Raw genomic sequence first — 20,141 nt, 5'->3', positions numbered from 1 at the left:
ACAGATCACCTCATGAACACCGACACGCGCGCCCTCGGCGCCCGACCGTTCAGCACATCACTACCGACAAAAGGCCTGCGGTGAAGAAGACCACGATCAAGGACATCGCCGAGAAGGCCGGGGTCTCCCCCACCGCGGTCTCCTTCACCCTCAACGGGCGTCCAGGGGTCGGCCAGGAGACACGCGAGCGGATCCTCACGGTCGCCCACGAGGCCGGCTGGACACCCAGTCCGCGCGCCCAGGCCCTGTCCCGCGCCCGCGCTGACGCCATCGGATTGGTCATCACCCGACCCGACGACTCCTACGCCTCGGAAGGCTTCTACTTCCACTTCCTCATCGGCCTGCAGAGCGAGCTTGCCACCGCGAACATGGACCTGGTCATGCGGCACGCCTCCTGCCTGGAGGAGGAGATGCAGTTGTACAGGGAGTGGAGTTCGTCCGGACGCGTGGACGGTGTGGTCCTGGTCGAACCGGTCGTCGGGGATCCCCGCTTCGACCTCGTCAAGGACCTTGACCTGCCCGCAGTCGTCGTCGGTCTCGACGCGCCGGGACTGCCCAGCGTCATCACCGCGGACGATGCCCTGATCCGGAGCATTGTCGAACACCTCGTCGCGCAGGGGGCGCGCCGAATCGGTTACGTCTCGGGGGACGCAAGCTTCATCCACACGGTTTCGCGCTGTGCAGCCCTGCACGCCTACGCCGACGAGCACCCACAGGTCCGGGTGTTCGTCTCAGAGGGCACGGACTTCACCGAAACAGCGGGCCGCAGCGCCGCTTCTTCGCTGCTCGAAAAAGATGTCGACGCTTTGATCTTCGACAACGAGATCCTCACCCTGGGTGGACTGGCGGCCACCAATGGGAGCGCTCACGCCGACGTCCTGTTGTTCTCCTGCCAGGACTCGCCACTGTGCCGCGCGACCACGCCTGCGATCTCCGCGGTCGCCACCAGCGCAAGCCGCCTGAGCGCCGATGCAGGTCGCCTCGTCCTCGCCCGCCTGCGCGGTCAGAACCCGGCCTCGATCGTCGAACCGGTGCCGACCCTCGTCCTGCGGGACTCCACCCTGCACGGCCTTCCCCGGCGCCTCCGAGCCGACACCTGAGCGCCCGTTCGCGGGCACGCCGCCGGTCTCATGTGCGGCCCCCACACCCGACACGTGGGCCAAGGCAAATGGGGCGGTGGCCGCTCCTGCCGGAGCGGCCACCGCCTTCGCGAACCCCGGTCCCCCGCCGCTGGAACGAGCCATCCGGGCACCCACCGGGTCGGCTCCCGGCACAAGGGGCGTCAGCTCCCGTGCAGGAGCGGCAGAGCGCACATGAAGGGTGTCGGATCAGGATTGGGCGGGTGCGGGGGCCTGGGCCTCGGCGGCCTCTTTGCGGGCCCGGAGGATCTCGACGTTGTCCAGGACCTTCTTGCGGCCCAAGGGGAACCAGAACCACATGATGACTGCCGTGATCGCGTACAGGATGCCCGGGATCAGCAAGAACAACATGTAGATGCCTGAGACGGCCTCGGGGGACTGGGCCTGGCCCGCCTTGGCGGCCTCGGCGCTGTAGCCGACGGCGCTGACCGCCCAGCCGACGATGTAGCCGGCCAAAGCCTGACCAAGTTTGCGCGACCAGGAGTAGATCGCGTAGATCGTGCCGTCGTCACGTTGTCCGGTGGCCACGTCCTGGGCGTCGAGGACGTCGGTGATGACCGCCCACACGAGGATGTTGTACATGCCCACGCCGATGGAGATGATGAAGAAGGCGGCGATGAAGACGAAGGGGTTGGTGATCCTGAGGATCCAGCAGATGATCGCGACCACGGCGGCGATTGCCAAGGTGACCGCGATGGTCTCCTTCTTGCCGACCTTGGCCGCCAGCCAGGAGGCGACGAGAGCCAGGATGAACACCGGAGCCACCGAGATGATCTGGGCGAGCGACATGAGGTCACCGCGCTGGAAGTAGTCCTTCCACAGGTAGGTGGTGGTCGTGCCCGCGATCTGGCTGCCCACCAGGAAGACGATGGCACCCGCCACAAGCGAGATCAGCGCACGGTTCCTGCCCAAGGTGCCCAGCATCTGGACGAATCCGATGCGCTCCGCAGGTCCGGCGACCTTGGCTTCGATGCGTTCCTGGACGTTGCTCCAACACAGGACGTAGCAGACGACGGCCAGGACGCCGCAGACCACCGCGGCAATGGCCATGCGCGTCGGGTCGATCCTGTTGTCGACGATGACGATCTGAGGCAGGACCGCCGAGATGATGAGGTAGGCCAGGTTTGCGCCGAGGGAGCGGAACACCGACAGGGAAGCGCGCTGACCCGGGTCGTCGGTGACCACCGCGGCCATGGAGCCGTAGGGGATGTTGATCGAGGTGTAGAAGACCGAGCCCCACAGCAGGTAGGTCACGCACATGTAGGCGATGCGCACCCCGTAGGAGGCCTCCGCCATGAAGGGCATGAACATCGACGCGCCCGCCAGGGCCACCGGGATGGACATGCGCAGGAGCCACGGGCGGAAACGGCCGCCCCCACTGGGTTTGAGGACGTCCACCACGCGCCCCATGCCCACGTCGGTGAAGGCGTCGACGATGCGCGCCACGAGGAAGAGGAGGCCGACATGGGCGGCCTCGATGCCCATGATGTCCGTGTAGAACACCATGAAGAACATCATCTGGAGGATGAAGGTGAAGTCGTTGCCGAAGTCACCGAACATGTAGCCGATCTTGTCGCGCCATCCGAAAGGACGGATGGCCTTGCTTGCCTGGATGTTGGTCATCTCTGGTCTCCCTTGACCTCGTGGGACCTCGACCGTCGCACGCCGTTGTGGAGCCTGCGCGTCGATGGGGTCGTTGACGGCCTGCCGCCTTCGGAGGCCTTGGCCAGATTCTTTCCAGAACACACACCCCCTGTAGCACCGTTGCCATGAGTTGCCTCACAATGCGCATGAAGGTCTGCAACAGGTGGCAACAGCCTGGAACGCCCACCCCGTCGTGCTCGAATGGGTGCGTAGGGAACACACCGCAATGACCTCGGCAAAGGAGCTGAGAATGCTACGACCACGCCCGTCCTCCTCCCGCACGATCCACTGCCTCGACGGGATCTGGGACTTCGCACTGGCCACCGACTCCGACGACATTGCCTGGCTGACCGAGGGGATCACCGATCCCCGCCCCATGCCCGTCCCGTCCTCGTTCAACGACGTCACCGTCGACACCGCCATCCACGACCACGTGGGTCCGGTCCGCTACCAGAGGAGCGTCACCGTCCCGCGCACGCTGCCCGACGAGCGCCTGGTCCTGCACTTCGGTTCGGTCACCCACGGCGCAGTCGTCTGGGTCGACGAGGTCGAAGTCGCCCGCCACCAAGGCGGATACCTGCCCTTAGAGGCCGATGTGACCGACCTGGTCGCCGGAAGGACCCACTTCCGCCTGTCCGTGAGCGTCGACAACCGCCTCTCGTGGACGACCATCCCACCCGGCTGGGTCGACACGACCGACGCCGGCCATCAGGTCCAGCGCTACTTCCACGACTTCTACAACTACGCGGGCATCCACCGCAGCGTGCAGCTGTGCACCCGCCCCGCCGTGCACGTCGAGAACGTCCGGGTGAGCACCGACATCGACGGGAGCACCGGTGTGGTCCACTACGAGGTCGACGCCCCAGGTGCACGCGAGGTCCGGGTGAACGTCCTGGCCCCCGCTGGAAGCGTGGTGGCCACGTGCGAGGGCACCACCGGGACGGTGCGCATCGACGACGCCGTCCTGTGGGAGCCCGGCAAGGGCGGCATGCACACCCTTGAGATCCACGCCGACCAGGACGTGTACCCGCAGCCCTTCGGCATCCGCACCGTCGAGGTCCGGGACGGGAAGTTCCTCATCAACGGCCGGCCCTTCCACTTCCGCGGCTACGGTTGCCACGAGGACCGGCCGATCCGCGGCAAGGGCCACGACCACGTCCTCATGTTCCACGACTTCGAGCTCATGGCCTGGCAGGGCGCCAACTCCTTCCGCACCTCCCACTACCCCTACGACGAGGAGGTCCTGGACCACGCGGACCGTGTGGGCATGGTCGTCATCGACGAGACCGCTGCCGTCGGCCTGAACACCGGAATCGCCGGTGGAATCTTCGGAGGCAAGAACTTCCCGACCTTCACCCCGAACACCGTCAGCACCCAGACACGCCAGGTCCACGCCGATCACATCCGGGAACTCATCGCCCGCGACCGCAACCACCCCTGCGTGGTCATGTGGTCCATCGCCAACGAGCCCGAGTCGCACACGCCCGAGGCGCACGAGTACTTCTCGCCCCTGGCGGCGCTGGCCCGCGAAGCCGACCCCACCCGACCTGTCGGATACGTGAATGTGCAGATCGGCGGGCCTGAGGCCGAGACCCTCATCGACGACTTCGACGTGGTCATGCTCAACCGCTATTACGGCTGGTACTGGGACAACGGCGACTTGGCGTCGGCCGAGAAGCACCTGCGCGAGGAAATCGCCGGGTGGATCCGCCGCGCCCCCGGCAAACCGATCATCTTCACCGAGTACGGCCCGGACACGATGCCCGGCCTGCACGACATGCACCGCCGCCCGTGGTCGGAGGAGTACCAGGTGGACATGTTGGACATGTTCCACCGGGTCTTCGACGACGTGGACGAGGTCGTGGGTGAACAGATGTGGAACTTCGCGGACTTCCAGACCACGCCGGGCATCATGCGCGTGGGCGGGAACAAGAAAGGCATGTTCACCCGCGAACGTCAACCCAAGGCGGCGGCCTGGAAGGTCCGCGAGCGCTGGACGCGGATGAGGGACGAATCGGGTCGCTGAGACCCCTGGACGGAGACGAGGACGATGGAGAGCACAACCGAGACGACTCGGCTGGAGCGGGCGGAGGTCACAGGGCGGGCCGGAGGTGTTGCGCCCAGCGGCGCCTCCGCCGGCGGGCGGGTCGAACCCGGAGGCGGGGCGGTGGACAGCGCGCGTGCCACGACGGTGGACCTGTGGGCGCCGCTGCCGGGCGAGCTGGCCGCACGGGCCGAGGCAGTTCGAGAGGCCTTCGCCCGGGTCGGCGCGCGCACCGCAGCCGTGGCCTTTTCGGGTGGGGTCGATTCCTCGGTCCTGGCGGCCCTGACGGCCAGGGCACTGGGCCGGGAGAACACCGTTCTGGCCCTTGCGGTCTCTCCCTCGTTGTCCAGACGTCACCATGACCTGGCCAGGGCGCAGGCCGACCAACTCGGCCTGCGCCTGGTCGAGGTCCACACCCGCGAGTTCGACAACCCGTCCTACCGGGCCAACACCGCCTCCCGCTGCTACTTCTGCAAGTCGGAGACCTACGACAGGATCACCCTGGAGGTCCTCCGCTCCGACGGACTCGACATCCTGGTGACCGGCACGAATGCGGACGACGCCCTGGCGGCGGACCGCCCTGGCACCAGGGCAGCGGCCGAACGGCGGGTCATCGCCCCGCTCCAGATTGCCGGGATCACGAAGTCGCAGGTCCGCGCCATCGCCGCGCAACTCGGGCTCAACAGCGCCGACCTGCCCTCCAGCCCCTGCCTGGCCTCACGCATCCCCCACGGCACACCTGTCGACGCCGCATCCCTGAGGGCCGTCGACACCGCCGAGGACGCGGTCCTGGCCGCAGGGTTCACCACCTGCCGAGTGCGCCACCACGGAGAGGTTGCCCGCGTCGAGGTTCCCGTCGACGAGTTCCACCTGCTGCTGGAGGAAGGAGTGCGTGAGAGGGTCCTGAGGGCCGTGCGCGCGGCGGGCTTCCGCTTCGTCAGCCTTGACCTGGACGGCATCCAGTCGGGCGCCTTCACCCTGCACGTCCTGAATTCGGGTCGGAGCGCCTGATGGAACTGAACCTGGACTTCGACCGACACGCACGGCGCGGATACGCCGAAGCCGTCTACTGCGAGTCGAAGACGCCCGAGCAGTGTCAACACGCGGCCCGCCAATGGGCAGAGCGGGCGCGACGGGTCGGAGACGACTCGGCCCTGGGAACACTGCTCTTCACCAGGGCCGACGACACTCACGCCCGTGCCGTCCTCGCCGAATTGCCCGACGCGCTCCACGACCCGGTGGCCCGTATGCTCGCCTGGCCGCCCACTCCGCCCGAGCCGACAGGGGGCCGTGTCCTTGTCGTGTGTGCGGGCACCTCCGACCTGCCGGTGGCCAGGGAGGCGGCAATGACCGCCCGCCACCTCGGTCGCCGGGTCGAAACCCTGAACGACGTGGGGGTCGCTGGCCTTCACCGGATCCTCGCCCGACGTGAGGCCCTCGAAACCGCCGATGTCATCGTCGTGGTCGCCGGTATGGAGGGCGCTCTGGTGCCCGTCGTGGCGGGACTGGTCAAGGCGCCGGTGGTCGCCGTGCCGACCTCAGTGGGATACGGGGCGACCTTTGGCGGGGTGACGGCGCTGTTGTCGATGCTGAGCTCCTGCGCCCCCGGGGTCGGTGTGGTCAACATCGACAACGGGTACGGGGCCGGGCACCTGGCGGCCCAGATCGCGGCTGTCGGCGCCCTTTCGGGAGGCGCCAATGACTGAGCAGCCCCCCACCTCCGGCCCCTCACCATCGGATGAGGGCGATACCCTCGACACACCGGATCCGCAGGCGAACCAACGCCGGGTCACGATCTACGACGTGGCCCACGAGGTCGGGGTCTCGCCCTCGACCGTGTCCCGCGCCTTCGCGAGGCCCGGCCGGGTCAACGCCGACACGGCAGAGAGAATCCGACTGGCCGCCGAACGCCTCGGGTACCGAACCAGCGTCATCCCCCGCTCCGAACGCGACGAAGCCACGAAGATCCTCGCCTTCGTCGCCGCCGACGCCACGAACCCGGTCTACACGCACATGATGCGCTCCTTCCAGAACGAAGCCCACGAGGCCGGGTACTCGACGATCCTCCTGGACTCGCAGGAGAACAGCGTCCTGGAGCAGGACCTGATCAACCGGATCGTCCCCGTGGTCGACGGGGTCGCACTGGTGGCCTCACGCCTGTCCGACTCCGCCATCGCCCAGGTCGCCAAGGTCACCCCGCTGGTGGCGGTCAACAGGGTCGTCCAGGGCACCACCTCCGTGGTCCCCGACACGCGCGGCGGCCTGCGCCGAGCCGTCCAGTACCTGGAGTCCCTGGGGCACGAACGCCTCACCTACCTGGCGGGCCCGGAAGCCTCCTGGATGGACGGCACCCGGTGGCGGGCCGTCACCGAAGCGTGCAAGTCCTTCGACATGCCCGTGCGTCGCATCGGACCGTGCGTACCCTCCGTGCGCGGCGGACTGGAAGCCTCCCAACGTTGGCGGGACAACCCGACCACAGCCGTCATGGCCTTCAACGACATCATGGCCATCGGCTTCATGAAAGGCGTGCAGGCCCTGGGCATGCGCGTCCCCGATGACGTCTCGGTGGTCGGCATCGACAACTCGATCTCGGCCGTGCTCAACACGCCGACCCTGACCAGCGTGGCCACCAGCGCCACGGAGATCGGCCAGAGCGCGGCATGCACCCTCATCCACCAAGTGACCCGTCGCAGCGCCCGCCTCAACCAGACCTTCGTCGTTCCCGTGACTCTTGTCCAACGCGACTCGGTGTCGTACCCACACTCGCCGGTGCAACCGGTGGGACAGCACCCCCACTTCTGAGGAGACTCCATGAAGCCCCTGGCCCTGCACCCTGACCGGCTCCTGCCGGCAGACCCCGGCACACGCACCATCGCACGCGAACTCTTCGAACTGGTCGACAAGCTGCCGATCATCTCCCCCCACGGGCACGTGCCCGCAGAGTGGCTGGCCGACAACCTGCCCTTCACCGACCCCACAAGTCTGCTCCTGACCCCCGACCACTACACGAATCGGATGCTGCACTCGGCAGCCGGAGTTGAACTGGAAGAGCTCGGGGTGGGTGTGGGAGGCCCCCTGGACGCCGACGCGTCACGGCGCGCCTTCCGCCTGCTGTGCGAGAACTGGCACGTCTTTCGCGGCACCCCCGTCCAGACGTGGTTCGAGTCCGTCTTCCACGACGTCTTCGGCATCCGGGTGCGACCCGGCGCGGAAAGCGCCGACCTGATCCACGACACCATCGCCGAACGCCTGGCGGACCCCGCGTACCGCCCTCGGGCCTTGTACGAGCGCTTCCGCATCGAAACCCTGGCCACCACCGACGACCCGTGCTCGGACCTGGCGGCCCACCGGAAGCTACGTGAGGACCCCACCTGGAAGGGGCGTGTGGTGCCCACCTTCCGCCCCGACGCCTATCTTGAGCCGGCCCGCAGCGACTGGCGCGACCTCACCCGGGCGCTCGGCCGTGCCGCCGACGTCGACATCGTCGACTACCCCAGCCACCTGGAAGCCATGCGACGCAGGCGCGCCCACTTCAAGGAACTCGGTGCCGTGTCGACCGACCACTCCCACGTGGACGCCACCTGCGAGCGCCTGGGCGAAGCCCAGGTGGCCACCCTCTTCGCGCGTGCCCTGGCGGGCACCATCACCTGGTCGGACTCGCAGTTGCTGCGCGCCCACATGCTCAACGACCAGGCGGCCCTGGCCGTCCAGGACGGGCTGGTCATGACCCTGCATCCGGCAGTTGCCCGCAACCACGACAGCTCCGCCTCGACCCGCTACGGCGCCGATGTCGGTGCGGACGTGCCCACCAGCGTCGAATTCACCCGCTCCCTGCGGCCGATGCTCGACGCCTACGGAAACTCGGATGGCTTCCACCTGGTGGTCTTCACAATGGACGAGACGGTCTACTCCCGCGAGCTGGCGCCGCTGGCGGGCTGGTACAGGGGCCTGTTCATCGGAGCCCCCTGGTGGTTCATCGACGAGACCGACGCGATCATGCGCTACCGCCGCTCCGTCACCGGATACGCGGGATTCGCCAAGACCTCCGGGTTCATCGACGACACCCGCGCCTTCTGCTCGATCCCCGTGCGCCACGATGTCTCACGCCGAGTCGACTGCGCCTTCCTGGCCGGCCTGGTCGCCGAACACCGCCTCGCCATGGACGAGGCCGCTGAGACCGCCGTGGCCCTGGTCACCACCCAACCGAAGAAGGTGTTCAAGCTGTGAAACGACTCAATCGCGCCACCCATGGTCGCCCCGCAGCCCCCGTGAGGATCATCCACCTGGGCTTGGGCAATTTCACCCGCGCCCACCAGGCCTGGTACACCGAGCACTGCCGCGACGCCGACCAGTGGGGCATCGCCGCCTTCACGGGCCGCCGTCCCACGGCCGCCGAGCTGCTGGCACCCCAGGACGGCCTGTACACGCTGGTGACCAAGGGGGCCGACATGGACACTTTCGAGGTGATCTCCTCCCTGTCCGCCGTCCACCCGGCCAGCGACACGTCGGCCCTGCTCGGCTACTTCGCGGCTCCCGCGACGGCGATCGTCACCTCCACCGTGACCGAGGCCGGCTATCGTCGTCGCGCGGACGGGTCCCTGGACGTGGACGCCACGGACGTGGCCGCCGACGTGGCGGACCTGCGCGATCAACTGGCGAAGGAGGGTGCGAGCGTCGAATCCCTGTCCTCATGTGCGCTGGCGAGTACGCCGGTGCGTGTGGCCGCCGGAGTCCTGGTGCGCCGCGAGGCGGATGCGGGGCCGCTGACCGTCCTGCCCTGTGACAATCTTTGCGACAACGGCAGCGCTTTCCGCCGGGTCGTCCTCGACGCGCTCACGCAGGTCGCACCCGATGCCCTGGACTGGGTGGAGGCGAATGTGTCGTGGGCCAGTTCGATGGTCGACCGCATCACGCCGGCCACCACCGACGACGACGTGGCGGCCGTGTCCGCCCTGGGCTATCAGGACTCCTCCCCTGTCCCCACAGAGCCCTTCGCCGAGTGGGTCATCAGTGGCGACTTCCCTGCCGGCCACCCGGACTGGGCGGGCGCAGGAGTCACCTTCGTCGACGATGTGGCCCCGTACGAGGAACGCAAACTGTGGATGCTCAACGGCGCGCATTCGCTGCTTGCCTATGCGGGTTCCGCCTTGGGCTGCCGGACGGTGGCCGAGGCGATCGTCCAGCCGACACTGCGTGAGTGGGTCGAACAGTGGTGGCAGGATGCGGGTGCGTGCGTGTCCGTGCCGTGGGAGGCCTACAGGCAGTCGCTGCTGGAGCGCTTCACGAACCCGAGGGTGCGTCACCTGTTGGCGCAGATCGCGGCAGACGGTTCCGTGAAGATCCCCGTGCGATGCCTGCCGGTGCTGCGTGCCCGCCTCGCCCAGGGGGCCACCCCCGCGGGTGCGGTGCGGCTGCTGGCCGCCTGGATCGCGCACCTGCGTGGTGTGGGCGCCCCGGTCAAGGACGTGGCGGCCGAGCAGGTCACCGCACTGGTCGGTGGAACGGTGGCTGAGGACGTCTCCAGTGTCCTGCACTTCCTGGCACCTGACGTGGCAGGTGAGGACAGGGTCGTTTCCCTGGTGGTCGCAGCCTGTGAGGAGATCCTCCAGAAGGCGCGCTGAGAGCGCCTCGCTCCGCTCCTCACTTGGCAATGGCCAGCAGCGCCTCCTCGGCCTCCTTGGTCCACAGGCCGTCGTTGAGCTTGGCGGCGACCTCCGGGAAGTCCTCGGCAAGGTCGGCCACCGGGGTCAGGCCCAGGTCGTGCAGCATCGGGAAGACCATGATCTTGCCGCCCGAGGTGCGGTTCATGACCGCTCCGATGGCGTCGCCGAAGCCCGCCATGCCGGTCACGGCCCACAGGGAGATCGTCGTGTCGATGATGCCGGCCTCGATCTTGCGCAGGACCGTGCGCATGTCGGACACGTCGGAGCCCGAGGTGCCCAACATGAAGATCTTGCGTTCGATGATGCCCTGCAGGTCGAAGTCACCGAAGGTGCCGGCCGCGATTCCCGCGAAGGCGTTGAGAATTCCACCCTCGGCACAGATGTCCACCGCCTGTGAAACCAGCGCCGGCACGGGAACCAGGCAGGTGACGTAGGTGTAGCCGTACTCCAGCGGCTGCGTTCCGGTGTTGATGATGTCCAAGGGCACGCCGTTCTTCTCGGCGGTGGCGCCGACGACCTCCTTGAGGTTGGCCAGACGCTCGTCCGACAGATCGGTGCCCACCACCGACAGCCCCGGAACACCGCAGGTCACTGCGCGCATCGCGTGCATGACCCCCATCGGGCCGGCCGCCCCGATGAATGCGCACTTGTCGCCCTTGCGAAGGTCCCCGTTGGCGGGGATCCACGCGTACCCTTCCACCGGGTCGGAGCCGGTGGTGCCACAAAAGCGCGTGAAGTCGTAGTGGACGCGCCCGATGTCAAGGCTCACCTTGCCGTCGATGCGCGCCCCACCCAGGACCACGCACATGACCGAACGCGAACCCAGCAGCAGCGCAGCCTTCTCAATGGCCCGCGCATCGGCGCCGAAGAAGACGATGTCGTCGAACTCCTGCCCCTCGACCTCGCCCAGGGCGTCGACCGCCACACGGACGACCTCGGCGGGAGTGTGTTCGGCGGTCAGGGCGTCCACGCAACCCTCGCCGACGACCAGCAGGCGGCCACCGTCGGCCACGTGGTTGCGTTCGGCCCACGCGTAGGAGCCTTCGACAGTGGCCCACGGCTCGATGAGGCCGACTGCAGCGGCCGAGGGCCCCTCACTCACGTGAATGAGGAACTCCTCGCCGTCGGGGGAGACGACACAGCGTTCGTCGACGACGACGTACTCCTGCAGGGCTCCGTCGAAGTTGTAGCCGAAGGCGCCATTGGACTTGGCGGTGCGCAGGTGCTTCCAGTCGGCCTGGACCAGCAGGCGGTCACCGACCTTGAAGTGGGTGACCGACTCGCCGACCTCGACCACGCGCACGACGGGCTCATGACCGGGGGTCACGGGGGCGCTGCCCGGGTGGTAGCTGGGGATCTGCGTCAGCGCCTCGGGGGCGATTCCGGCGATGACGTCGGACTTGCGCGGGTGGGAGTCGAACTGGTGCAGCAGCTTCGTGTCGGAGAAGCAGATGCCGCAGGCCTCGACCTTGAGCATCATCTGGTGCGGGCCGACCGGGTCGATGGCCTTGGAGGTGTTGACGACGAACTCCTCCTTGCCGACGATCTGGATCGCGTGCTGGCTCTCGGGGTACTCGGTCATTTCGTCTCCTTCGGTGAAGAGAAGTCTGGGGGTGGTGGGAACCGCGGGTGGTGGACTGTGGCTTCCGGGCCGGGACCGCCGGCAGTGCCCGGCCGGGTTTCGAACCCGGACCCACGTGCCCGGGCGAGTGGGCGGGGTCGGAGGAGAGGGGATGCGGGCGGGCAGGGGCCCTGCGCCCGCCGCAAGGAGGATTCAGTTCATCATGACCTGACCGCCGGTGACGGGCACCGCCTGCCCGGTCTCGTAAGCCTGCTCGACGATGTAGTAGATCGCCCGCAGCACGTCGATGCCGGTGGCTCCGCGACGCATCAGCACCTTCGACTCGTAGAACTCCTTGACCTCCGCCACGGTCTTCGCGCCGGGCACCTTCCCGGAGTTCAGGTACTGGACGAACAGTCCCTTTTCCGGGTCCGACCACAGGGGCCCGTCGTAGAAGTTGCCGGGGCAGATGGCGTTGACCTTGATGCCGTGTTCGACCAGCTCCAAGGCGAAGGACTGGACCAGGCCGATGCCTCCGAACTTCGAGCCCGCGTAGGCGGCGTTCTTGTTGGACCCGACCAGTCCGGACTTGGAGTTGATCTGGATGATGTCGGTCAGCCACGCCGGAGCCGCCTCGTGCTGGCGGGCGATGAGGCCACCCAAGTGCTTGGTCACCAGGAAGAAGGCCACGTAGTTGATGTCGGTCGACAGGCGGAATGCGCGGGAGTCCTGTTCCAGGACGGAGCCTGCACGCACGATGCCCGCGTTGGAGACGACCAGGTCCAGGGCACCTGTGGTCCTCTCGACCTCGGCGGCCATGGCGGCCACGGAGTCCTCGTCGGCCACATTGACGGCGATCGGGTGGGTGACCTCGGCACCCAGCTCCTGGCACTTTGCGGCGGCACCCTCGGCGTTGAGGTCCGCGATGTACACGAAGCATCCCTGCTCGACCAGGCCCTTGGCGATCTCTGCGCCGAATCCTTGGGCGCCGCCGGTGACCAGTGCGACGCGTCCGGAGATCTCGCGTTCGCCGCGCTCGGTGACGCTGACCTCGTAGGTCTCCTCGCCTGCCGCGACGACGACCGGCAGGTCGAGTCCGACAAGGGTGGCCGGGTCCACGGCTGCCAGGTCGCGATCCAGCGTCAGGGTCGGGGTCTTGTCGGTCGCGCGAACAATCACCGGGCGGGCCAGTGCGGCAAGGAACAATCCCCTCACCACGGGTGCGTTGCTCATCGGAGTCCTTTCACTTGTCTTTCGCGAGGGCGGAGCCGCCCTGGCAGGTCATGGGGTCCGGGCGGGCGTCAGGCCCGCGGTGCGGTGGCGGCCAGTTCCTCGACGGAGGCGCCGTCGGCGTAGCAACGGCCGATCGGGGCGTAGTCGGCGATGCGGGCGGCGAGGACCTGCGGAGTCGGGCGTCCCTGTCCCAGGAGGTGCAGGGACGGGTCGACACTGGACAGGGCCTCGTGTGCGACCAGCGCCCACGTGGCCTCGTTGAGGTCGGCGAATTCGGGGCGGCGCAACTCGGGGCAGTTGAATTTCTGGCGCGGCTGGTTGATGTCGACACCGGAGATCTCCAGCATGCCGAACTTCTGGGCCAGTTCGTGGACGCGGCGCAGCTGCTCGGGGGTGTTGCGCGGCGGCATGTAGGTGACCGCACGCAGGCCGCGGTCGGCGCAGGCGGCGAAGAGTTCGTCGAGGAATTCGTCCTCGAACTTCTCGGCCCTCTTGTCTCCGGTGGGCGATGCCGACACGTCACCCAGGTAGGCGTAGGTGGCGATGGCTCCCACCTGGTCGGCGAAGTCGACGACCTCTTCAGTGGTGGGGCATTCGACGGTGGGCTGGATGTAGACGCGGTCCAGGTATTCGGCCTTGAGGAGGCCCAGCAGGTCGTACATGAGGTGCGGGTTGTCCGGGTCCGACAGGACTCCTTCGAGGGCGGGTGGGACGGTCAGTCCCATGCCGGCAAGGCCGCTGACCAGCGCCGGGCCGCGGCCGAAGCCCGCGATCAGGGCGTCCGCGGTGGCGGCCAGCAGGTGACGTTCGGTGATTCCGCCGCCGTTGGCGTACTGGGAGCGGTCGACCATGTCGGTCTGCGGGTCGAAGGGAGCCACGCCCACACCTTCGAGGATCTCATTGAGGGCTGCGGCCATGGCCAAGGTGCGCTCCAGGCGGGCGGCGCGCTTGGGGGCAAGCCACTGGGCGACGGCCTGGCGCGCTTGGGCGGGCACGCCCTGGACGGTCATGTAGGCGATACCTGCAGAGTCCGGGTTGTTGAGTTTGCGCGAGCCCAGGGGGCCTTCCGGGTCGAAGAAGGCGCGGCATTCGAAGCCGGTGACACTGCCCATGCCGAGCATGCGGGTGGCGGCGCTCATCTCGGCGGCTGCGGCGATGGAGTCGTGGTCGACGGAGCCGACGACCCGCAGGCCCGCCCGACGGGCGTTGAGGGCCGCCCCGGCCGGCGTGTAGGGGCTGAAGGAGTAGCAGGTGTGGATGTGGTTGTTCGACTCGGGCGCCCACTCCGGGAAGGTCTCGGTGGATGCGACGGAGCGCAGCGCCTCCAGGCGCTCCTCGGGGGTGAGGGTGGGGTCGTTGGCGGCTTCCGTCATTGGAGTCTTCCTTCCGGTTTCAGGGCTTGGAGTGTCGCGGCGCCTTCGACGCGAATGCGGGGCGGGTGCTGGCCCTGGTCGAAAGGCGGGAACGAGGGAAGGTGGCCGCCCTCGCCGATGGCCGAGGGCGGGCCCGTGGGCCGGGACTGCAGGAGGAGGGGAGTCCCGGCCCACGGGGTAAGGGCTCAGATGCCCAGTCGGTTGCGTCGAGCCTGCTCCGCCTCGGTCTGGTTGATCGAGGGGACGTGGCCCGGCAGCGGGACGATGCGCTCGTGGATGGCGTCGACCATCCACTCGGGTTGCGGGAAGAAGTACGACTCCAACTCGGGGCCGGGGGTGATGCCGTTGCGAGAGCCGACCACCACCACCGGGGCGTCGAGGGCGTCGAAGGCCTGGGCCTGGACGTTCGTCGCAACCGTGTGCAGGAAGTTGCCGCGCTCGACGGCATCGGAGGACAGAAGCAGGCGGCCCGTCTTCTTGACCGCGGCGATCAGCGTGTCGTAGTTGAGCGGAGCGATGAAGCGCAGGTCGATGACCTCGGCGCTCATGCCGTACTTCTCCTGGAGGATGTCGGCCGCTTCGAGGGCCCGGTACACGGTCGCGCCGATGGTGGCGATCGTGATGTCGGTGCCTTCGCGGCGGATGGCCGGCTCACCCTCGGGGGTCTCGTAGTAGCCGGTGGGCACGCCGCCGGGCTCGAAGTCCTCACCCTTGTCGTACAGCAGCTGGGACTCGAAGAAGACGACCGGGTCGGTGCCGCGCAGCGCCAGGTTGAGCATGCCCTTGGCGTCGGTCGGCGTGGTCGGGAAGTAGACCTTCAGACCCGGGATGTGGGCGGTCAGGGCCGTCCAGTCCTGGGAGTGCTGGGCGCCGTACTTGTTGCCCACCGACACGCGCAGGACCAGCGGCATCTTCAGCAGGCCCGCGGACATCGACTGCCACTTGGCCATCTGGTTGAAGACCTCGTCACCGGCGCGGCCAAGGAAGTCGCAGTACATGAGCTCGACCACCGCGCGCCCGCCGGCCATCGCGTAGCCGACGCCGGCGCCGACGATGGAGGCTTCGGCGATGGGGCTGTTGAACAGGCGACGGTAGGGCAGGGCCTCCGTCAGACCGCGGTAGACGGCGAATGCGCCGCCCCAGTCGCGGTTCTCCTCGCCCCAGGCGGCCATCGTCGGGTCGATGGAGAAGCGGTGGACGAGGGCTTCGAAGAGACCGTCGCGGAACTGGAACATCTTCATCTTCGACACCGGTTTGCCGTCGGCGTCGACCGAGGTGCGGATCTTCTTCTCCAGGGCCTTGATGCGCGGGTTGGCCTCCAGGTCGATCTCGGCTTCGCCCTCTTCCATGGCTTCGACGGGTGTGTCGGAGAACATGACGGTCTCGATGTAACCGTCTGCCACGCGGGGGCACTTTTCCTCGTCGGTGGCCAGACGCAGGACCTTGACCAGTTTGTCCGTGAAGGAGGCGGTGTACTCGTCGATGTCGTGCTGGGTGGTGACGCCGCTGGAGATCAGCAGGTCGGAGTAGGTCTTGATGCAGTCGACCTCTTCCCACAGGGCGACCTCGTCCTTGTCGCGGTAGCTGGAGGCGTCCGAGGGCGAGTGGCCGGAGAAGCGGTAGGTGAGGGTGTCCATGAGGACCGGGCCGCGGCCTTCTTCGAGGATCTTCTTCTTGCGGGACACGGCGTCGGCCACGGCCAGCGGGTTGATGCCGTCGACGCGCTCGGCGTGCATGGCCTCGGGGTTCAGTCCTGCGCCCACGCGGGCCAGGACCTCGTAGCCCATGGTCTCGCCGAAGGTCTGGCCGCCCATGCCGTAGAAGTTGTTGAAGAAGTTGAACAGGATCGGCGGGTAGCCACCGTCCTCCTCACGCCACAGGGTGGCGAACTGGTCCATGGTCGCGAAGTTCATGGCCTCCCACACGGGGCCGCAGGCCATGGCGGCGTCGCCGATGTTCGACACGACGATGCCGGGCTTGCGGTTGATGCGCTTGAACAGGGCCGCCCCATTGGCCACCGGGGCCGAGCCGCCGACGATCGCATTGTTCGGGTAGGAGCCGAAGGGCAGGAAGAAGGTGTGCATCGAGCCACCCAGGCCACGGTTGAAGCCGGCCTTGCGGGCAAAGATCTCCGCCAGGGCGCCGAAGAGAATGAAGTTCTCCGTCAGGTCCAGGGTGTCGCCGTGCTCGATCTTCTCGGCGAAGGACAGGGTTTCTCCGTCCAGGAAGCCCTTCATGATGGATTCGAGCTGTTCGGCGGGGATCTGACGCATGGCCGAGTAGCACTTGGCCAGGATCTCGCCGTGGGAGCGGTGCGAGCCGAAGATCTGGTCGTCGGGGGTCAGGACGAAGGACTGGCCGACGTAGGCGGCCTCCTGGCCGATGCCCAGGTGGGCGGGGCCCCGGTGGTTGTATGCGACGCCCTGCCATTCACCGGTCTTCTTGATCGAGTCGAGCATCGACTCGAAGGTGCGCACGACGATCATGTCCTGCAGCATGCGGAACAGGCCGTCCTTGCCGTAGCGGCCGATCTCGGCTCCCAGGTTGAACTCGTAGGTGTTCAGCGGGATTTCCGGCAGCGTGAGGCGGCCGCGCGCCCGGACCTGCGCGGGATCGACGATGAGGGACTTGGTCATTCTTCTTCTCTCCTAGAAGTGGAATGGTGAAACTCGTGGGTGGTGTGCAGCCTGTCGGCGGCGTTCAGAGCTTGACGGCCCAGGCGGCCTCCCGGATGACTTCGGAGACGGTCGGGTGGGGGAAGACGACTTGGCGCAGGTCCTCCACCGTCAGTTCCATTTCGAGGACGGCCTGGGCACCCCAGATCATCTCGGCCGCGTAGGCGCCCAGCACGTGCACGCCAAGCACTTGGTGGGTGAGGGGATCGACGACGATCTTCGCCGAGCCGGGGGCCTTGAATCCGTTCTCTGCGATGAAGCGACCGGACATCTGGGCCGGAACCTTGGCGACCAGGACCTCGCGTCCCTCCCTCTTGGCCTGGGACTCGGTCAGACCCACGCCTGCGGCCTCGGGCATGCAGTAGACGGCCCACGGGACCGTGTGCCAACGCATGACCTCGCCACGCCTGTGCGCCTCGGGGTCCGAGATGTTCGCGGCGGCGATCTCACCCATCCGGTAGGCGGCGTGGGCCAGCAGCGAACGGCCCGTGACGTCTCCGATGGCCCACACATTCGGCAGGTTGGTGCGCATGCGGTCATCGACCACGATGCCACGGTTGATCTCCAGTCCGGCCTCTTCGGCTCCCCACCCTGCGGTGGCTGGGCGGCGGCCGACCGCCATGAGGACCACGTCGGCCTCCAGGGTCGTGGACTGCCCGTTCTTGGAGTAGGTGACCGAGGCCCCGTCCAGGGACTCGACCTTGCAGCCGAGCTCGAAGGTGACGTCGGACATGGCCTTGCGCAGCTGGGCGGCCATGTCGTCATCCATGAAGGGCAGGATCTCCGGCGCCATTTCGATGACGGTGACCTCGGAGCCCAAGGTCGAGAACAGTGAGGCGAACTCGACGCCGATGACGCCGCCGCCGATGACGGCCAGGCGTGCGGGGACCTGGTCCAGGGAGAGGATGCCGGTGGAGTCGACCACGGCCGGGTTGTCGGCTGCGCCGGGAAGGGGCGGCATGGCGGGTACGGAGCCGGTGGCGACGATGACGTGGTCGCCGGTGTAGGTGGTGCCTGCGGCGGTGACCTTTCCGGGGCCGTCGAGGTGGCCGCGGGCGTTGACCACGGTGACGCCGGCCTTGCGTTCGGCCGCGCCGACCCCGCCGACCAGGCCACTGACCACCTGGTCCTTCCAGGCCTGCATACGCGCCCAGTCGAAGGTCACGCCGGTGGCGTCCACACCGAACTGGCCGGCCTCCTTGGCGTGCAGGTAGTTCTTCGCACCGTTGAGCAGGGTCTTGGTGGGGATGCAGCCGACATTGAGGCAGGTGCCGCCCAGGGCGACCTCCTCGATCAGCAGCACCTTCTTGCCCGCGTGGCCCAGGCGCTCGGCAGCCAGGTAGCCGCCGGGGCCGGCACCCAGGACGATGACGTCGAAGCGGGTCTCACTCATGTGTGTCTCCTCGGGTTGTGTGTGCCGGTCTCAGGCCAGGACCGTGACGTCGATGTTCTCGATGGCCGCAGCCAGGTCCTTGAGGAAGCGGGCGCCGTCGGCACCGTCGATGACCTGGTGGTCGATGGTCAGCGAGAAGTTGATGCGCTGTTCGATGCCGACTGAGCCATCCGCTTCGAGCTTGGCGCGCGGGGTGATTGCTCCGACGCCGAGGATGCACACCTCAGGACGGTTGATGACGGGTGTGAAGGTTTCCACCCCGAAGGATCCGACATTCGACACGGTGAAGGTCGACCCGCCCAGGTACTCGGGGGCCAGCGACCCGTCGATGGCACCGGCGGCCAGGCGTTTGGCTTCGGCGGCGAAGTGCTTGAGGGACAGGGCCTGGGCGCTGCGGATGACGGGGACCAGCAGACCGCGCGGGGTGTCGGCGGCGAAACCCAGGTGGACCTGCTCGAAGCGAGTGACCTTGCCGTCGACCAGGTGGGCGTTGAAGGCGGGGTGCTTGAGCAGGGTCTTGGCCACGGCGAAGCACACCAGGTCGTTCAGGGTCACGCGGCTGAGCCCCAAGGACTCGTCGGAGTTCTTGAGCTTCTTGCGCAGCGCCAGCAGGGCGTCGGCCTTGGCCGTGCTGTTGAGTGTGAACTGTGCGGACTCGGCCAGGGAGGCCATCATGCGCTGGGCGACGACCTTGCGGATGCCCTTGAGGGGTTCGGTGCTGGTCGCACCGGGGAAGTCAGCGGCGGGTGCGGTCACGGCGGTGACCGGGGCAAGCGGAGCACTCACCTGCGCGGCGGGTGCGGCACCGGCCGAGGCGATGTCGCCGGTGGTCACACGGCCGCCGATTCCGGTGCCCGCGGCAGCGGTGCCACCAGTGGCCTGCGCCGCGTGCGTCAGGGCCGGGCCTGCGGCGATCACGGCCTGCACATCTCGTTCAATGACTCTACCGTGGGGGCCTGACCCTTCGGTGATCGACGAGGCGTCCACCCCCGAGGAGGAGGCGAGAGTGCGGGCGCGCGGGGAGATGGCCCCGTCGGAGGCCGTGGTGGCAAAGCCGGGTGCGGGGGTCGTCTCGACGGGGGAGGCCGCCTCGACGGTGGGGGCATCAGCGGAGGCGGCGTCGCCCTCGTGCGTGGATCCGCCGGGGACGAGGGCGGAGATGTCCTCACCGGGCTCGCCGACGATGACGAGGGGATCCTTGACGGGGACTTCGTCGCCTTCGGCCCACAGCAGGGCGAGGATCGTTCCGGCCTCAGTGCTGGGGACGTCCATCGTGGCCTTGTCGGTCTCGATGGAGCACAGGGTCTGCTCCACCGCCACGGTGTCGCCCACAGCGACCTCCCACGACATGATGATGCAGGACTCGACGGAGTTGCCCAGCTGGGGCATCACGACGATGGCGGCCATTTGTCATTT

Annotated in this window: 14 protein-coding genes; 7 read left to right on the top strand and 7 right to left on the bottom strand. The window is 67.9% G+C overall.

The features are described from left to right. The first annotated feature begins 80 nt into the window (after nucleotides 1–80). Nucleotides 81–1,100, top strand: a complete 1,020-nt coding sequence (locus tag I6B53_RS02440) for a LacI family DNA-binding transcriptional regulator (RefSeq protein WP_216764689.1) — start codon at nucleotides 81–83, stop codon at nucleotides 1,098–1,100. Between the two features lie 228 nt (nucleotides 1,101–1,328). Here the strand turns inward: I6B53_RS02440 and I6B53_RS02435 are convergent, their stop codons facing one another. After that, entirely contained in the window at nucleotides 1,329–2,762 is a 1,434-nt protein-coding gene (locus I6B53_RS02435; RefSeq protein ID WP_216764688.1) for an MFS transporter, read from the bottom strand. Nucleotides 2,763–2,946: 184 nt separating this feature from the next. Between I6B53_RS02435 and uidA the strand changes: the two genes are divergently transcribed. Genes uidA through I6B53_RS02405 form a run of 6 tightly spaced genes read left to right on the top strand, consistent with a single transcriptional unit; the run spans nucleotide 2,947 to nucleotide 10,448 of the window. Beyond that, on the top strand, nucleotides 2,947–4,809 hold the full coding sequence (gene uidA, locus I6B53_RS02430; RefSeq protein ID WP_253953941.1) for a beta-glucuronidase: 1,863 nt from the start codon (nucleotides 2,947–2,949) through the stop codon (nucleotides 4,807–4,809). Between the two features lie 24 nt (nucleotides 4,810–4,833). Beyond that, the gene (gene larE / locus I6B53_RS02425) at nucleotides 4,834–5,838 is read left to right on the top strand and encodes an ATP-dependent sacrificial sulfur transferase LarE (protein ID WP_216764687.1); all 1,005 of its coding nucleotides are present in this window, start codon (nucleotides 4,834–4,836) and stop codon (nucleotides 5,836–5,838) included. Beyond that, a complete protein-coding gene (gene larB / locus I6B53_RS02420; protein ID WP_216764686.1) occupies nucleotides 5,838–6,533 on the top strand; it encodes a nickel pincer cofactor biosynthesis protein LarB in 696 nt (231 codons plus the stop codon). The genes larE and larB overlap by 1 nt, the downstream gene beginning before the upstream one ends. After that, nucleotides 6,526–7,629 (top strand): LacI family DNA-binding transcriptional regulator, encoded by a 1,104-nt coding sequence (locus tag I6B53_RS02415; RefSeq protein WP_216764685.1) that lies wholly within the window; start codon nucleotides 6,526–6,528, stop codon nucleotides 7,627–7,629. Before larB ends, I6B53_RS02415 begins: the two co-directional genes overlap by 8 nt. A gap of 9 nt (nucleotides 7,630–7,638) precedes the next feature. Then, entirely contained in the window at nucleotides 7,639–9,054 is a 1,416-nt protein-coding gene (gene uxaC, locus I6B53_RS02410) for a glucuronate isomerase (RefSeq protein WP_216764684.1), read from the top strand. Next, a complete protein-coding gene (locus tag I6B53_RS02405) occupies nucleotides 9,051–10,448 on the top strand; it encodes a mannitol dehydrogenase family protein (RefSeq protein ID WP_216764683.1) in 1,398 nt (465 codons plus the stop codon). Before uxaC ends, I6B53_RS02405 begins: the two co-directional genes overlap by 4 nt. A 19-nt stretch (nucleotides 10,449–10,467) precedes the next feature. Here I6B53_RS02405 and I6B53_RS02400 read toward each other — a convergent pair whose 3' ends face one another. The 6 genes from I6B53_RS02400 to I6B53_RS02375 form a co-directional block, all read right to left on the bottom strand. Next, nucleotides 10,468–12,072 carry an alcohol dehydrogenase catalytic domain-containing protein gene (locus tag I6B53_RS02400; protein ID WP_216764682.1) on the bottom strand — a complete coding sequence of 535 codons (1,605 nt, stop codon included), beginning with the start codon at nucleotides 12,070–12,072 and terminating at the stop codon, nucleotides 10,468–10,470. Between the two features lie 192 nt (nucleotides 12,073–12,264). Next, complete coding sequence (locus I6B53_RS02395; protein WP_216764681.1) at nucleotides 12,265–13,284, bottom strand: SDR family NAD(P)-dependent oxidoreductase; 1,020 nt, start codon at nucleotides 13,282–13,284, stop codon at nucleotides 12,265–12,267. Between the two features lie 68 nt (nucleotides 13,285–13,352). After that, on the bottom strand, nucleotides 13,353–14,657 hold the full coding sequence (locus I6B53_RS02390; protein WP_216764680.1) for a PHP domain-containing protein: 1,305 nt from the start codon (nucleotides 14,655–14,657) through the stop codon (nucleotides 13,353–13,355). Between the two features lie 185 nt (nucleotides 14,658–14,842). Further along, the gene (locus I6B53_RS02385; protein ID WP_216764679.1) at nucleotides 14,843–17,293 is read right to left on the bottom strand and encodes a thiamine pyrophosphate-dependent enzyme; all 2,451 of its coding nucleotides are present in this window, start codon (nucleotides 17,291–17,293) and stop codon (nucleotides 14,843–14,845) included. A 64-nt stretch (nucleotides 17,294–17,357) separates the two neighbouring features. Further along, nucleotides 17,358–18,725: a dihydrolipoyl dehydrogenase gene (gene lpdA, locus I6B53_RS02380; protein WP_216764678.1), complete on the bottom strand. Its 1,368-nt coding sequence runs from the start codon at nucleotides 18,723–18,725 to the stop codon at nucleotides 17,358–17,360. A gap of 30 nt (nucleotides 18,726–18,755) precedes the next feature. Beyond that, a complete protein-coding gene (locus I6B53_RS02375) occupies nucleotides 18,756–20,132 on the bottom strand; it encodes a dihydrolipoamide acetyltransferase family protein (RefSeq protein WP_216764677.1) in 1,377 nt (458 codons plus the stop codon). Between the last annotated feature and the right edge of the window lie 9 nt (nucleotides 20,133–20,141).

Source organism: Schaalia sp. 19OD2882, from assembly GCF_018986735.1.
GTDB lineage: Bacteria > Actinomycetota > Actinomycetes > Actinomycetales > Actinomycetaceae > Pauljensenia.
The sequence above is the reverse complement of the archived record's forward strand: the minus strand, read 5'-3'. Positions and strand labels throughout refer to the sequence as shown.

Bases quoted from the DNA above. Each gene is read 5' to 3' on its own strand.
- I6B53_RS02435 (WP_216764688.1), bottom strand. From the start codon at position 2,762: ATGACCAACATCCAGGCAAGCAAGGCCATCCGTCCTTTCGGATGGCGC.
- larE (WP_216764687.1), top strand. From the start codon at position 4,834: ATGGAGAGCACAACCGAGACGACTCGGCTGGAGCGGGCGGAGGTCACA.
- larB (WP_216764686.1), top strand. From the start codon at position 5,838: ATGGAACTGAACCTGGACTTCGACCGACACGCACGGCGCGGATACGCC.
- I6B53_RS02415 (WP_216764685.1), top strand. From the start codon at position 6,526: ATGACTGAGCAGCCCCCCACCTCCGGCCCCTCACCATCGGATGAGGGC.
- uxaC (WP_216764684.1), top strand. From the start codon at position 7,639: ATGAAGCCCCTGGCCCTGCACCCTGACCGGCTCCTGCCGGCAGACCCC.
- I6B53_RS02400 (WP_216764682.1), bottom strand. From the start codon at position 12,072: ATGACCGAGTACCCCGAGAGCCAGCACGCGATCCAGATCGTCGGCAAG.
- I6B53_RS02395 (WP_216764681.1), bottom strand. From the start codon at position 13,284: ATGAGCAACGCACCCGTGGTGAGGGGATTGTTCCTTGCCGCACTGGCC.
- I6B53_RS02390 (WP_216764680.1), bottom strand. From the start codon at position 14,657: ATGACGGAAGCCGCCAACGACCCCACCCTCACCCCCGAGGAGCGCCTG.
- I6B53_RS02385 (WP_216764679.1), bottom strand. From the start codon at position 17,293: ATGACCAAGTCCCTCATCGTCGATCCCGCGCAGGTCCGGGCGCGCGGC.
- lpdA (WP_216764678.1), bottom strand. From the start codon at position 18,725: ATGAGTGAGACCCGCTTCGACGTCATCGTCCTGGGTGCCGGCCCCGGC.
- I6B53_RS02375 (WP_216764677.1), bottom strand. From the start codon at position 20,132: ATGGCCGCCATCGTCGTGATGCCCCAGCTGGGCAACTCCGTCGAGTCC.